Raw genomic sequence first — 14294 nt, 5'->3', positions numbered from 1 at the left:
CCGCCGGGCGTGATAGAACGGCCCCATGAGGGATTTGGTCGGGGCGGTTCCGGCAGGAGCGGGATTAGAGCAGGCAGTGGAGCGCGCGAGGGCCGGTGCCGTGGTGCTGACGCCCACGACGCGAGCGGCCCGGCTAATGGTTCGGGCCGTGGGCGAGGCGGAGCAACGTGCAGGGAATAGCATGTGGGCCTCTCCGCAGGTGATGCCGCTGGCAGCATGGGTTGAATCGTCCTTTGCCAACGCCTTGTTGAGCGGCAAGACGCCGTTGTTGCCGCTTAGCGCCGGGCAGGAGATGCGGTTGTGGGAGCGTGTGCTCCCGAGTTCGCGGAGGGGCATGGCGGCCGCTGCCGGGCAGGCGTGGGCGCTCGCACACCAGTACGGCATTGCCCTGGATTCGGCCGCAATGAGCGCCACGGAAGAAACCCGCAGCTTCTTTACCTGGGCGCGCGATTTTCGTCAGCAGCTTGCCGATAATCACTGGGTCTCGCGTGCACAACTTCCCGACGAATTGGCGGCGCTGCTTCCCTCGCTGACGGTGCCCGCCGAAATTGTCCTCTACGGTTTCGACGAACTTACGCCGCAGGAGCAGCGGCTCCTGCAGGCGCTCGGCGCGCACGGCTGCGCGGTGGAGCGCATCGCGGACGCGCAGGGCGAACTGGCCTCTGCCCGGCTGTTCCGGGCCGATGACGTGGAGTCCGAGTTGCGCGTGGCGGCCCGCTGGGCACGCGCGCAGCTGGAGCGCGACCCGCAGACGCAGATTGGCGTCGTGGTGCTTGGTCTTGCGGAGTCCCGCCTGCTGGTGGAGCAGATCTTCACCGAGGTGCTTGAGCCGGAGACCTTCTATGGCGGGCGCACCCAGCCCGCGTTTGAAATTTCACTCGGCTCGCCGCTGGCTGCGCAGCCGATGATGCGCACCGCGCTCGAGTTGCTGGAGCTGTGCGCTGGAGAGGCCGACTGGAGTGTGGCCTCCGTGCTGCTGCGCTCGCCTTACGTGGGCGGTGCCGCCACTGAGTGGGGGCGCCGCGCCGAGTGCGAGGTGCGTCTGCGGAAGCAGTTGAAGCCTCGCGTTACCATGCCTCGCTTGCTGGACGCCATGGAGACATTGGATGCGCCGCCGTTGCTCGACGCAAACCTGCGTGCGGTGCTTGCGCTGCTGCGGACGGCGCACGCCGAGGCAACCTTCTGCGAATGGCGCAGACTGGCCGAGAGCATTCTGAAGCAGATGGGCTGGCCGGGCGAGCGCGCGCTGGGGAGTGTGGAGTACCAGGCGGCGGAGCGTTGGCGCAGGGTACTTGGTGAAGTCGCCGCGCTCGATCTCGTCGGCGACCCTGTGCGCTTCCGGGAGTTTGTGGCGGAGCTGCGGCGGGCGGCGCAGGCCGCCATCTTTCATCCAGAGAGCCTGGGCGCGCCTGTGCAGGTGATGGATGCGCGCGAGGCCAGCGGCGCGGTCTTCGATGCGCTGTGGGTCTGCGGCCTGACCGATGAGGCGCTGCCCGCGTCCCCGCGTCCCAATGCGCTGCTCCCGCTCTCGGTGCAGCGCGCAGCCGGTGTCCCCGGAACGGACGCCACGGCGACGCATGTGCAGGGCGAACGCACGTTGCGGAGGCTGCTGGCCTCGGCCGCGCCTGTGGTGTTGAGTTGCGCGCGCCGTGAGGAGGACCGCGAACTTCGCTGCTCTCCGCTGCTGGCGGGGACGCAGGAGGTCCTGCTGAGTGAGCTGTCGCTCTCCGCAGAAGACGGAATGTTGCGCAGTTTTCCACGCCCTTCGCTGCTGGAAGCGGAGCCGGAGCGGAAGGCTCCGCGCGCGGTGCCCAGCGAATTGCGCGGTGTGACGCGTCTGCTGGAGTTGCAGTCCACCTGCCCGTTCCGTGCCTTTGCCGAGCAGCGCCTGCGAGCCAGTGTGCTGGAAGCTCCTGCAGAAGGTGTGACGCCCATTGAGCGCGGGGACCTGGTGGAGACCGTGCTGAAGTATGCGTGGGACGAGCTGAAGGACAGTGCTTCGCTGGCCTCCGCCGACCTCGATGCCGTTATTGAGCGGGCGCTCGATCGCACCCTGCACGAGTTCCCGAATCGTCCGCGGGATGCCTGGTCGCGCAAGCATCTTGAGCTCGAACGCGAGCGGCTTGCGGCGGTGGCGCGGGAATGGCTGGAGATGGAGAAGAAGCGCGCTCCATTCACGGTGGTGGCACACCAGAAGAAGCTGACGATGGTGCTTGCCGGACAGTCGATGAGCGGCCGCGCCGACCGCATTGACCACGTGGACCAGGGCCTGGTGGTCATCGACTACAAGAGTGGCTCGAGCAAGTATGGTCCGGGCCAGTGGATGCCTCCACGCCTCGAGCGACCGCAACTGCCGTTTTATGCTGCCCAGCTCATGTCGGACGGAGAGCATGTGGCGGGCGTTGCCTTTGGCCGCGTGGAACGGGGCAAAACGCGCTTCGCGGGCATCGCCGAGGATGCGGGCATCTTCGGGGCGCGATCGGGCAGCGTCGACCGTTACTGCAATGGCGATTACGCGGCGCACCTCAAGAGCTGGCGCCCCGCGCTAGAGGCTTTGCAGTCAGCGTTTCTGGAGGGCGAAGCCTCGGTTGATCCGTTGCGTTGGCCGGGCAAAGGGAACTCAACCTGCCAGGACTGCAAGCTCTATCGCCTCTGCCGCGTGCGTGAACTTGCACCACTTGCAACGGACGACGCGGAGGATTCTGAGGAGGCGGCGGATGAGTAGCGTTACGGCGATCACCGGCGATGCGAGCATCCGGCGCGAGGTGCTTGACCCGGCGCAATCCTTCCTCGTACAGGCTCCCGCTGGCTCCGGCAAGACAGAGCTGCTGATGCAGCGCTACCTGAGCGTGCTGGCCGCACCCAATGTTGCCGAGCCGGAGTGCGTGCTCGCCATTACCTTCACGCGCAAGGCCGCGGCGGAGATGCGCAGTCGCATTCTTGGCGCGTTGAGTGATGCCGCCACCCGTTCCGATGAAGAAGCAGCGGCGCTCGAAGTGCACAAGCGTGTGGCGCACGATCTGGCGAAGAAGGTTCTGGCGAGGGATCGCGAACGTGGCTGGCACCTGTTGGAGAATCCTTCGCGGCTCGCCGTGCGCACCGTGGATTCCTTCTGCGAGGGGCTTGCCCGCGCCGTGCCTCTGGCAGCCTCGCTGGGTTTGGAGATGGCTACCACGGAGAACTCTGCGCCGCTTTATCAGGAGGCCGCGCGCCGCTGCATTGCGGAGCTTGGCGGCACCGGTCCTGTAGCCGACGGCGTGGAACAACTTCTCCGCTGGCAGGACAATCGCATCGGCCCCGCGACGGAACTGATCGCCGGGATGCTGGCGCGCCGCGACCAGTGGCTGCGCTTCGTGGGGCGTGCCGATGCGCTCAGTGGGGACGAGATGCAGTTGGTGCGCGAGCGATTTGAAGCCAGCCTGCGCGCCGCTGTTGAAGAGGAATTGCAGGCCGTCCGTAGGGCTCTGGTGGAGTGCCTGAGCGAAGCAACGCGCGCTGCCATCTTTCGTTACCTCTCCATTGCGCAGGGCTTTGTGCCGGATTATGCCGCTGCGCGCGGACTGACTGATTTTCCCGTAGCTTCTGGCGATCAGCGGGACGCCTGGCTGGCCGTAGCCGCTTGGATGCTGACGCGCGATAGCAAGGGCCTGCGCAAGAGTTTTGATGCCCGCGTGGGCATGCCCGGTACGGAGAAGGCGATTGCCGCCGAGCGCAAGGCGTGCATCGAGCTGTTCAAGGATTTGGTGGCGAAGCCGTGGGCAGGGCAGGTGGTGGAGGCACTCAAGCGGGTACGTGTGCTGCCGCCCGCGCATTACACGGATGAGCAATGGCAGTTCACGAGCGCCATGCTGGCCTTGTTGCCGTATGCCGTGGCGCAGCTCAACTCTGTCTTTGCCGAACAGGGCAGCGTGGACTTTGTAGAGATCTCATTGGCGGCGCAGCGCGCGCTGCGGGAGAACGGCCTGCCAACAGACTTTGCGCTCTTCCAGGGCGAGCGGCTGCGTCACCTGCTGGTGGACGAGTTTCAGGACACTTCGCGCTCGCAGATGCTTCTGCTGGAACTGCTGGTTGCGAGCTGGGAGCCGGGCGACGGCGCAACCGCGTTCATCGTCGGCGACCCCATGCAGTCGATCTACGGCTTCCGGCAGGCGGATGTGCTGAACTTCCTCGCGGTGGAATCGCGCGGACTTGGCGCGGTAAGTTTGGAAGCGCGGCGCCTGAGCTCGAACTTCCGCTCGCAGCAGAAGCTCATCGACTGGTACAACCGCATCTTCCCCCATATTCTTGACCGGCGTGATGAGCGCACGGCCGCCATTGACTACGCGCCGGCAAAAGCCGAACGCGCGGAGTTGGAGGGCGATGCCGTGGTGGCCAGGCTGTTCCCCAAGGACGAACTTGAGGCCGAGGGAAACTATATTGCCGAATGCATGGCCGAAGAGTTGGCTGCCGATGGCCGTGCCCGCATTGCTGTGCTGGTTCGCGCGCGTACGCACCTGCCTGCGGTTTTGGCTGCGCTGGAGGAGCATGGAATTGCCTACCGCGCAGTGAAGATCGGAGGTCTCAGCGAGGTGCAGGCGGTGCTGGATGCCGATTCGCTGCGCCGTGCGCTGCTGCATCCGTGCGATCGCGTGGCGTGGCTGGCCGTGCTGCGCACGCCGTGGGTGGGGCTTGCAATGGCGGACCTGTGGACGCTCTGCTGGGAGCAGCCATCCGCGCCGGTGCTGGAACTGCTGACGCATCGGCGGAGTGAGCTGAGCGCCGACGGCGGGGAACGCGCTGCCCGCGTGCTTGCCGTTGCGGAGCGCGCAGAACAGAGCCGCGGGCGCATGCCGTTTTATCTCTTTGTAAAGTCCCTCTGGGTGCAACTGGGCGGCGCGGCCTCGGTGAATGAGGCGGAACTGGCGGCAGTCGAAAGTTACTTTGCGTTGTTGCGCACATTTGAATCGCGTGGAGAGCTTCCGGAAGGTGACGAGTTCGAGCGCGAATTCGAGTCACTGTTCGCCCCGGCAGAGACCGACCCGAACGTGCGCGTGGAAGTGATGACCGTGCATAACGCGAAGGGCCTGGAGTGGGATGTGGTCTTCCTGCCGTCGCTGAACCGCAAGACCGGCGGCGTGGAGAGCCAGATGCTCTACTGGCGCGAGCGCGAACTGGGCGGCGAGGAGAACCTGTTGCTTGCGCCGGTGGACGCGCGCGGTGGAACGAACGCAACGGCGTCACTCGCAAAATACATGAAGACCCTTGCGGGCGAGCGTGAAGCCGAGGAGTTGAAGCGCGTGCTCTATGTGGCTGCCACCCGCGCGAAGAAGCGTCTCTACCTCACGGCCTGCGGCGATGCCGCCGAAAAGCCCACGAAAGGCTCCATGATGGAGATGCTGTGGCGCTCGGACGAGGGCCGTTCCATCTTTTCACCGGTGGAGCCTTCGGAAGCGGCGGGCTCAGAGGAAGAGGCAAAGTGGCTGCGGCTGCCCACGGACTGGAGCCTGCCGTCAGCGCCTTCTCCGTTGGCGGCTGCACGCCCTGACGTGGGGCCGAGCGAGGCGCACACCTACGAGTGGGTGGGCGACCTGCTGCCGAAGGTCGGCACCGTGGTGCATGCCGTGCTGCAGCGCATTGCGCAGGAAGGGCCGCAAGGCTGGGATGAAGGGCGCATTGCCAACGCTCGTCCACAGCTTGAAGCTGCGCTGCTGCGCGAAAATGTTTCTCCCGCCGAACTGGCCGAGGGCGTGGAACGTGCGCAGGCCGCACTGGCTCGCACGTTGGAGGATGAGCGCGGCCGCTGGGTGCTCTCAGCGCATGAGGATGCCGCCTGTGAATTGGCGCTGACTGCCATGCACGAAGGCCAGCCGCGCGCACGGCGTATTGACCGCACGTTTGTGGAGGATGGCGTCCGCTGGATCATCGACTACAAGACGGCGGACCGGCAGGGGACGGGGCTCGACGCGTTTCTTATCGCGCAGGAGAAGAAGTATCGCGATGACCTGCGGCGTTACCGCGATGCAATGGCCGCGCGCGACCTGCGTCCCATTCGCTGTGCACTCTACTTTCCGCTATTGCAGGCCTTCCGCGAGGTGATGTTCGACTGACGGCAGGCATGCATGCATGTTCCCCCGTTGCGCAAGCCCGGTTCAACGTGCGCAACGGGCATCCGTGCCGCGTTGTCAGCGACGTCGCTCTTCGTAAACTGCTATAAAGGTGTGTGGGATCTTCCGCGGGAATGTCGTCTGAATCCAATCTTCGCAGCAACGCCGCGCCGCGGCGCGCGTTCGACGTCAGCATTCTGGCCTGTGTACTCGCCGGGTTTACCACCTTCATCGATGTCTACACGACGATGGCTCTGCTGCCGTTTTTGCGGCGCATCTACCACGCCAGCGAACTTGAAGTCAGCCTGACCATCGGTGCCACCACGCTTGGTACCGCGCTGGTCGCGCCCTTCATCGGGTTGTTTTCTGAGAGCATCGGTCGCAAGACAGTGGTTGTTCCGGCCATCTTCCTGCTCGCGGTGCCCACATTCCTGGCTGCCACATCGCCCAACCTGCACATGCTCATCCTGTGGCGCTTCATGCAGGGACTGTTCATTCCCGGCATCATCGCCGTCATGATCGCCTATATCAACGAGGAATTCGCTGGGCGCGGCGTTGGGCGCGCCATGTCTGCCTACGTCACGGGCACCGTTGCCGGTGGCTTCGTCGGCCGCTTGATTCCGGGCATCATTGCGCAGTATTGGCCGTGGCGTGTGACGTTCATCCTGCTGGGTGCGCTCACGCTCATTGGCGGTTGGGGCGTGCGCCGGTGGCTGCCCAAGGCGGAGCACTTCAAGAGGAATACCGACCTGCGCGCGTCGTTCCGCGATATGGGCCAACACCTGCTGAACCCGCGGCTGCTCGCCACTTTCGGCATGGGCTTCATGGTACTGTTTGCGCTGGTCGGCGTCTTCACTTACGTCAATTTCCATCTCGCGGAAGCGCCCTACCTGCTGAACTCCGCGCAACTCGGCAGCATCTTCTGCGTCTACCTGCTTGGCTTGGTGGTGACGCCCATGGCCGGCCGCTTCCTTGACCATGCAGGCTTTTTGCGCACCGTGCTGCTCTCGATTGCCATGCTCTGCGCGGGGCTGTTGCTGACGCTGGCTGCAAACCTGTGGATCATCATTTTCGGGTTGGCCATCCTTTCCTCCGGTGTCTTCGTGCTGCAATCGTCGGCTACCTCACAGACAGGCCGCGTGGCCACGCGGGCACGCTCCACGGCCGCCGGGTTGTATGTCACCGTCTACTACATTGGCGGCAGCGCGGGCTCGGTGCTTCCGGCCTGGGCGTGGAAGCGCTGGCACTGGCCCGGATGTGTCGGCGTTTTCCTGGCTTCCGCCGTGCTGCTGCTGGTGCTGGCGCTGCTGACGGAGCGCAAGGGCGAAGATGACCGCGGACACAGCGACGTGCAGCTTCCCGCCTAGGCCGAAGCGCCTCCTGTGCCACTTTTCACACAGAAATCAGCCGGTTTTTCGGTAGTGGTGCAGTTTAATTTTCCACAGCCGCTAGCGCCTTAGCTAGCATCTCTCGTTCGATGGTGGACTTAGCCGATTTCTTCTCGGGAAGGATGCTGCACAGTTCTCCAATCGTCCAAACGTGGTCAGTCAAACCCGCTTCCATTGCTGGCGTTACTTTTTCAGCGTCTTGTGAACACGGCAAAAGTTGTAGTGCATAAAGTGCAGCGCAACGGCGTGGCCGTGGTTATCAAGCTTCTTGCTGAATGCGTTGGTGAGACGGGTAAAGCGGCGGATTGCCATGCGCATCGTTAGGTTCTGGCGTTCAACGTAAGACGTGCTTACATGGTCGGGATCGGGATTACCGCTCACAACTTTCATGTCGGCTCCGATGCAGCGTGCAGGGCTGTATCGCACTTCCGGTTCCTCGGAAGCGCCGTACAGCTTGTGCAACTGCGCATAATCAACTTCTGAACCAAATGCAGCTTCAATTGCGTCTGGATACGACTTGAGCGCATCCGTGGTGATCTGCGGGCGTCCGGTCATGCGGTCTGCGCAATCCTGCATGAACTCGTAAGCGCAGCCCTTGTCTCGAAGCCCAACAAGGTAGGAAACAACCAGCTTCGTGTCGGCGTCGATGCCGACCCAAGTCCACGCATCGCCCCAGCCTTCTTGCTTCTGCTCTGGCGTAGCGTTCTTTTTCTTGGCACCAACGAAAGACCAGATTTCGTCTGCCTGAAGGCGGCGGACTTTCAGATTGCGACATTGCGGTGGTGGTATTCGACGCACGACTGGCCGAGATCGCGAAGCAGGTTCAGAATCGTGTGCTCTGCAACTCCGGTCATGCGAACCGTAGCGTTAATGCTGTTACCCTCTACCAGCGCCGCCACTACTTGAACCCGCTTTTCTGTGCTTAAGGCGTTCATTGCTTTTCCTTTGCAAGCATCTTGACAATATATGCTTGCATGATAAAATGCAAGCATTATTTCAAGAAAGGATGCAAGCATGAGCGCAGATGACCCAAAGGGAAAAGCGAAGGGCGGATTTGCACGAGCGCAGAAGTTGCTACCAGAGGAGCGGAAGGAAATCGCTCGCAAAGCTGCGGAGATGCGCTGGGGAGATAGGGCGCTTCCGAAAGCGACGCATGAGGGCGCGTTGCAACTCGGGGGCATCTCTGTGCGCTGTGCAGTGCTTGAGAACGGACAGCGAGTTCTCACGCAGAGCGACGTCATGCGAGCGCTCGGTCGGGCGCGGCAGGCGAAAGGGAGGCAGTATTACGATGGTGACGTCAACCTACCGGCATTCCTCACTGCAAAGAACCTCAAGGATTTCATTCCAAAAGAGTTAGAGGTGACGTCCAGCCAAATCGAATTCAAACCGCTTAAAGGCAATCTCGCCTTTGGATACCCCGCCGAATTACTACCAAAGGTCTGCGATGTGTTCTGGAATGCGGATGAAGCTGGAGCGCTTACTGTCGGACAGAAGCACATTGCGGAACGCGCAAGAATCCTGATGCGCGGTCTAGCTCACGTGGGCATCATCGCGCTCATTGATGAGGCTACCGGCTATCAGGAAATCCGCCCGCGTGATGCTCTTGAGAAATATTTGGAGAAGATCATCCGGAAAGAACTCGCGGCATGGGCGAAGAAATTCCCAGATGAGTTCTACGAGAATATCTACAAACTAAAAGGCTGGGCGTGGCCAGGAATGCAGAAGAATAGGTACAGTGTCGTTGCCCGCTACACGACAAATCTGGTTTATGAGAGGATCGCTCCGAACCTGCTTGAGGAACTAGAGCAACGAAGCCCAAAGAACGAAAAAGGTCACCGCAAGAACAAACTGCATCAATGGCTCACGGAAGATGTCGGGAATCCAATGCTGGCGCAGCACCTTCATTCGCTAGTCATGCTACAGCGGCTTGCGATTGCGCAAGGACACGGCTGGATTCGATTCCTGAAATCGGTAGATATGGTCATGCCAAAGCGCGGCAATACGTTGGAGTTGCCGTTCCCAGACGAAGCGAACTAGTCCTTCGTCGCCTCTCGCACGATCCTGAAAGCCGCTTGGTTCACATCCTCGCGGCTTTTCTTTTTGGCTGCTGGTTTGGGCTTCGATTTTGGAGATGGTTTCTTCTTTTCATTCATGGAGACAGTTTGGCCGAATCCTGCCAGCAGTTCAACCCTGTGAATTTTCAAACTGCACCACTACCGGTGCCGAGTTTGGAGACTTTGCCCGCTTGGGGTAGGCTGGTAGAGGAGACCTGTTCGATTTCTATGCTCGCATTTCTGCCCCAAGACGCAGGACACTTCAGTTCGTCCTTCAGTGACTTCACCTCGTTTTCCGTGGTCGCCATCAGCTCTGTCTTCTTCCTGGTGGACCCCTTCGCCGCCGTGCCAGTCTTTCTGGCCATGACCAGCGAGGCCGATGCGACCGCGCGCCGCCGCATGGCCAAAAAGGCCGCTTGGACCTGCTACTGTGTGCTGACGGCCTTTGCTCTCGCCGGTTCGCTCATCTTCAAGATGTTCGGCATCACGCTGGCGGCCTTTGAAATTGCCGGTGGCCTCATCCTTTTGCTCATCGGCTTGGACATGATGCAGGCCCGCCGCTCCACGCAGGAAGGGCAGAGCGAGACCGAGGAAGGCTCGCACAAGGAAGACGTCGGCATCACGCCGCTGGGCGTGCCGCTGCTGGCCGGCCCCGGCGCCATCTCCACCGTCATGGTGCTGATGGGCGCCTCCCCAAGCCCGCTGCACGGCATCCCCGTGCTGCTTGCCATCGCCATCACGGCCTTTGCCGCCTACCTCATCCTCGCCTCGGGCGACACCGTTCGCCAGAAGCTCGGCGAGACCGGCATTCGCGTGATGATGCGGATGATGGGCCTGCTGCTGACCGCGCTGGCCGTGCAGTTCGTCATCAACGGACTGGCGGGCATGGGCGTCGTCAACGTGAACAAGTAGCTTTTCAGAAATTTGCAGTGAGAAGCCCGCCGCGTGCGGGCTTTTCGTTTTCTGCGGCTTTCAGTAGGAGAAATGCGGTAATGGGTGAGGCGGGAATGCTTCCCGACGGACTACCACTTCTTGAAGATGAAGAACACGGCGGCGATGATGCAGGCGAAGCCCGCAAGGTAATTCCAGCGCAGCTTGTCGCCGAGATAGAACACGCTGAATGCGGAGAAGACGACGAGCGTGATCGCTTCCTGCATGGTCTTCAACTGTGCGGCTGAGAACTCATAGGAACCGATTCGGTTGGCCGGAACCTGGAAGCAGTACTCGAAGAACGCGATGCCCCAGCTCACCAGAATCACCTTCCACAGTGTAGCGTCGCGGTGCTTCAGGTGTCCGTACCAGGCAAAGGTCATGAAGACGTTGGAAATTGTCAGCAGGGCAACGGTTCGCATTCGTGAAATTCTTCTCCAGCAATACACCTCTGCGGCACAAAGGGAAAAGCCTCGCGCGGACGCGAGGCTTTTGCCACAGGTCAACTTCAATTTTAGTTGACGCGGATGCGGTAGTCCACCGAGAGGTCGGCGTGAATGGTGTCGATGAAGCGCACCTTGCCGCTGGCCTTGGTCATCACGAGCGACGACGTGCGGACGCCCTCGCCGAAGAAGCGGACTGCCTGCAGCAACGCGCCTTCGGTGACGCCCGTGGCGGCAAAGACAATGTTCTTGCCCGGCGCCAGTTCGTCGGCCGTATAGATCTTGTTCGGATTGATGATTCCCATGCCGTCCATGCGCTTGCGCTGCTCGTCGGTGTAGCCGGTCAGGCGGCCCACCATGTAGCCGTTCAGGCAACGCATGGCCGCTGCGGTGATCACGCCTTCCGGCGCGCCTCCGCTGCCCATCACGGCGTGAACGCCGCTGCCCAGCATGGCCGCTGCAATTCCGGGGGCCAGGTCGCCGTCGCCGATTAGCTTGATGCGCGCGCCCGCCTTGCGGATGTCGTCAATCAGCTTCACGTGGCGTTCGCGGTCGAGCACGATGATGACTAGGTCCTCGACGTCGCGGTACAGCGCGTTGGCAATGTTTTTCAGGTTCTCTTCAACCGGAGCATCCAGGTCCACCACGCCCTTGCAGGCCGGGCCGACCACAATCTTTTCCAGGTAGCAATCCGGGGCGTGCAGCAGGCCGCCGTGCTCGCTGGCCGCCAGCACGCAAATGGAGCCGGGCGCGCCGGTGGCGCACAGGTTGGTGCCTTCCAGCGGGTCCACGGCAATGTCAATCTCCGGATAGGGAACGCTGCCCGTACCCTTGCGGCCCACCTTTTCGCCGATGTACAGCATGGGAGCCTCGTCGCGCTCGCCCTCGCCAATAACGATGGTGCCCTGCATGGGCACGGAATCCATGATGCGGCGCATGGTCTCCGTGGCGACCTGGTCGGCGTGCTTGCGGTCGCCGTATCCCATGGTCCGCGCCGAAGCAATCGCGGCGCCCTCCACCACTCGCAACAGTTCCAAGGCCAGATCGGTCTCCAGGTTGGTTGCGATGTTCTCTTCGATGTGGACCTTGGTTGGTGATTGTGTTGCCATGATTGCTCCTAAGGACGCATGCCGCCTTCCGCGCGCAGGCGCCGAGTCGTTCAAAATTGTGCTGCTGGAAAAGTGTTGTGCCCGCTCCAATCGCTGCGGGCACGGCGAACTATGTTGCTACCAATTTCAAAACGCGTCAATAGCCCCACCACTGAGCGGCGAAAATTCGCGCTCAGAACGCGTCAAATCCGGTTACAGATGCTCCCACAATGAGCGTGTGAATATCGTGCGTGCCTTCGTAGGTCTTCACCGACTCCAGGTTCGCCATGTGGCGGAACACCGGGTACTCGTCGGCAATTCCATTGGCGCCCAGAATGTCGCGTGCCATCCTCGCGCATTCCAACGCCATCCATACATTATTACGCTTGGCGAGCGAAATATGCTCGGGTTTTACCTTGCCTGCGTCTTTTAGACGGCCCACCTGAAGAACCAGTAGCTGCGCCTTGGTGATCTCGTTGATCATCCACACCAGCTTTTCCTGCACCAGTTGGTGGCTGGCAATCGGCTGCTCGCGGAACTGCTTGCGGAACTGCGCGTATTGCAGCGCGCAGTCATAACAGGCCATGGCTGCGCCCACCGCGCCCCAGGAAATTCCATAGCGCGCCTGATTCAGGCACATCAACGCCGACTTCAATCCTGTGGTTCCGGGCAGCAGGTTTTCCGCCGGAATCCGAACATCCTGCAGCGAGAGGGAACTGGTCACCGAGGCCCGCAGAGACCATTTGCCGTGCACATCCTCGGCCTTGAAGCCCGGCCGGTCGCACTCCACAAGGAAGCCGCGAACCTTGCCGCCGTGCTCCTCGCTCTTGGCCCAGATGACGGCCACATCGGCAATCGAGCCGGAGGTGATCCACATCTTTTCACCGCTGATCACGTACTCGTTGCCTTCGCGGCGCGCGCGCGTGCGCATGGCTCCGGGGTTCGAGCCTGCGTCCGGCTCGGTCAGGCCAAAGCATCCGAGCTTTTCGCCCGAGGCCATTGCCGGCAGCCAACGCTGCTTCTGCTCCTCGCTGCCAAAGGCCCAGATCGGATACATGACGAGGCCACTCTGCACGCTGACAAATGAGCGCACGCCGGAATCGCCGCGCTCCAGCTCCTGCATGATCAGCCCATACTCGACGTTGTTCATCTCGGCGCAGCCATAGCCCTTCAGCGCCGCGCCGAAAAAGCCCAGCTCGCCCATCGGTTTTACCAGTTGGCGCGGAAATGAGCCTTCGCGGTTGCACTGCTCAATGATGGGGATGAGGTTTTCTTCAATGAACTGCCGCGCCGTGGAGCGAACCAGCAGTTCTTCTTCGGTCAGCAGCGTGTCGAACTCAAGAAAGTCCACGCCCTTGAACTTGATGGCCATCGTGTCACCCTCGGAAACGAACTGGCGAGGGTATCAAAGCGCGGGCGGCATTGTCGAAGGATTTTCGCGGCAGGCGCGTCCGTGTGAGAGGGCGCACAAATAGCAAAACCCCACTCCGGCGGATACACGCGAGTGGGGTTTGAACTGAGAGCAGGGAACTGTCTTCTACCACTTGTTGCGCTGGCGCGTCATCGCCAAGTGCGCCAGGTGGTGCTCGCCATGCCAGTTGTAAAGCGCCAGCACCATATCCAATGACATCTGCCCGCGCTCGGGATGACGGAAGGTGCGCTCCCAGTCGGCATCGGTAAAGCTGCGCATCAGCGTGGTCCAGCGCAGGTGCAGGTCGGCAATCAGGCGCAGGGAAACGTCAACCGGCAGTTTGGCGTCTGGCAGGGCGGCCCAGGCGGCCTCGTCATAGGGTTTGATGAGCGGATTGCTTTCGGTCAGTGCCAGCTTCACGCGCGAATAGGCCTGCATGTGGCTGTCGGCCACGTGGTGCACCACCTGGCGCAGTGTCCAGCCATTTTCCCGGTAGGGCGTGTCGAGTTGTTCGTCGCTGAGGCCTTCGACCGTGGCGCGGTAGCGCTCAGGCAGCTGTTCCAGCACCTGGATCATGCGCTGCCGGTCGGTCGGGGTATTCACGCCGCTCCACACAAAGCGGCCTATGGGATACTGTAATTCACTCGGAGTCTGCATGGGGATGGTGTAACACGCGCAGCGCATCGGCGAAACAGGGAAATGGGACAATAGACTCCCGATAAGCAACTCCCGCGCCTGACACAATCGGCAATTCCGTTTACAATAACAATGCTATCCGCTACGGACGGTCGTCTTGCCGTGGCGGTTCCGGAGCAAGCTCTACGCTTCCTGGGTGGTCCCGGGCAGAAGGCCCTCGGCGCTCTCGCGTCCCGTGGTTTCCCATGCCCTGCCAGAGCA

9 protein-coding genes and 1 pseudogene are annotated in these 14294 nt (G+C 62.0%); 5 read left to right on the top strand and 5 right to left on the bottom strand.

Features of this window, described 5'->3' with window-relative positions; all coding sequences use genetic code 11:
• The first annotated feature begins 25 nt into the window (after positions 1-25).
• From AC6IZO_RS05635 to AC6IZO_RS05625, 3 genes are all read left to right on the top strand, one after another.
• Positions 26-2725 (top strand): PD-(D/E)XK nuclease family protein, encoded by a 2700-nt coding sequence (locus AC6IZO_RS05635; RefSeq protein WP_497808842.1) that lies wholly within the window; start codon positions 26-28, stop codon positions 2723-2725.
• Positions 2718-6086 carry a UvrD-helicase domain-containing protein gene (locus AC6IZO_RS05630; protein ID WP_497808840.1) on the top strand — a complete coding sequence of 1123 codons (3369 nt, stop codon included), beginning with the start codon at positions 2718-2720 and terminating at the stop codon, positions 6084-6086. The genes AC6IZO_RS05635 and AC6IZO_RS05630 overlap by 8 nt, the downstream gene beginning before the upstream one ends.
• Positions 6087-6217: 131 nt before the next feature.
• A complete protein-coding gene (locus tag AC6IZO_RS05625) occupies positions 6218-7450 on the top strand; it encodes an MFS transporter (protein WP_497808838.1) in 1233 nt (410 codons plus the stop codon).
• A 64-nt stretch (positions 7451-7514) separates the two neighbouring features.
• Here AC6IZO_RS05625 and AC6IZO_RS05620 read toward each other — a convergent pair.
• Positions 7515-8406 (bottom strand): annotated as a pseudogene (locus AC6IZO_RS05620) (IS1 family transposase).
• A gap of 79 nt (positions 8407-8485) precedes the next feature.
• On the opposite strand from AC6IZO_RS05620, the gene AC6IZO_RS05615 reads away from it, so the two are divergent.
• Positions 8486-9508 carry a P63C domain-containing protein gene (locus AC6IZO_RS05615; RefSeq protein ID WP_497808836.1) on the top strand — a complete coding sequence of 341 codons (1023 nt, stop codon included), beginning with the start codon at positions 8486-8488 and terminating at the stop codon, positions 9506-9508.
• Positions 9509-9753: 245 nt separating this feature from the next.
• Positions 9754-10437, top strand: a complete 684-nt coding sequence (locus AC6IZO_RS05610; protein ID WP_497808834.1) for a MarC family protein — start codon at positions 9754-9756, stop codon at positions 10435-10437.
• Between the two features lie 110 nt (positions 10438-10547).
• On the opposite strand, the gene AC6IZO_RS05605 is transcribed toward AC6IZO_RS05610, so the two are convergent.
• From AC6IZO_RS05605 to AC6IZO_RS05590, 4 genes are all read right to left on the bottom strand, one after another.
• On the bottom strand, positions 10548-10877 hold the full coding sequence (locus AC6IZO_RS05605) for a DMT family protein (protein ID WP_497808832.1): 330 nt from the start codon (positions 10875-10877) through the stop codon (positions 10548-10550).
• Between the two features lie 92 nt (positions 10878-10969).
• Positions 10970-12007, bottom strand: coding sequence for a class II fructose-bisphosphatase (glpX, locus tag AC6IZO_RS05600; protein ID WP_497808830.1), 1038 nt, complete (start codon positions 12005-12007; stop codon positions 10970-10972).
• Between the two features lie 172 nt (positions 12008-12179).
• Positions 12180-13358 carry an acyl-CoA dehydrogenase family protein gene (locus tag AC6IZO_RS05595; RefSeq protein WP_497808828.1) on the bottom strand — a complete coding sequence of 393 codons (1179 nt, stop codon included), beginning with the start codon at positions 13356-13358 and terminating at the stop codon, positions 12180-12182.
• 165 nt (positions 13359-13523) lie between these two features.
• Complete coding sequence (locus tag AC6IZO_RS05590; protein WP_497808826.1) at positions 13524-14105, bottom strand: YfiT family bacillithiol transferase; 582 nt, start codon at positions 14103-14105, stop codon at positions 13524-13526.
• Positions 14106-14294 lie beyond the last annotated feature (189 nt).

Source organism: Oryzophilus luti (assembly GCF_059726245.1).
Note: the sequence above shows the minus strand (reverse complement) of the source record. Positions and strands in the feature narration are given on the sequence as shown.

Excerpts from the sequence above, each read along its gene's own strand:
- AC6IZO_RS05595 (WP_497808828.1), bottom strand. The coding sequence starts at position 13,358 with ATGGCCATCAAGTTCAAGGGCGTGGACTTTCTTGAGTTCGACACGCTG.
- AC6IZO_RS05615 (WP_497808836.1), top strand. The coding sequence starts at position 8,486 with ATGAGCGCAGATGACCCAAAGGGAAAAGCGAAGGGCGGATTTGCACGA.
- AC6IZO_RS05605 (WP_497808832.1), bottom strand. The coding sequence starts at position 10,877 with ATGCGAACCGTTGCCCTGCTGACAATTTCCAACGTCTTCATGACCTTT.
- glpX (WP_497808830.1), bottom strand. The coding sequence starts at position 12,007 with ATGGCAACACAATCACCAACCAAGGTCCACATCGAAGAGAACATCGCA.
- AC6IZO_RS05625 (WP_497808838.1), top strand. The coding sequence starts at position 6,218 with ATGTCGTCTGAATCCAATCTTCGCAGCAACGCCGCGCCGCGGCGCGCG.
- AC6IZO_RS05610 (WP_497808834.1), top strand. The coding sequence starts at position 9,754 with ATGCTCGCATTTCTGCCCCAAGACGCAGGACACTTCAGTTCGTCCTTC.
- AC6IZO_RS05635 (WP_497808842.1), top strand. The coding sequence starts at position 26 with ATGAGGGATTTGGTCGGGGCGGTTCCGGCAGGAGCGGGATTAGAGCAG.
- AC6IZO_RS05630 (WP_497808840.1), top strand. The coding sequence starts at position 2,718 with ATGAGTAGCGTTACGGCGATCACCGGCGATGCGAGCATCCGGCGCGAG.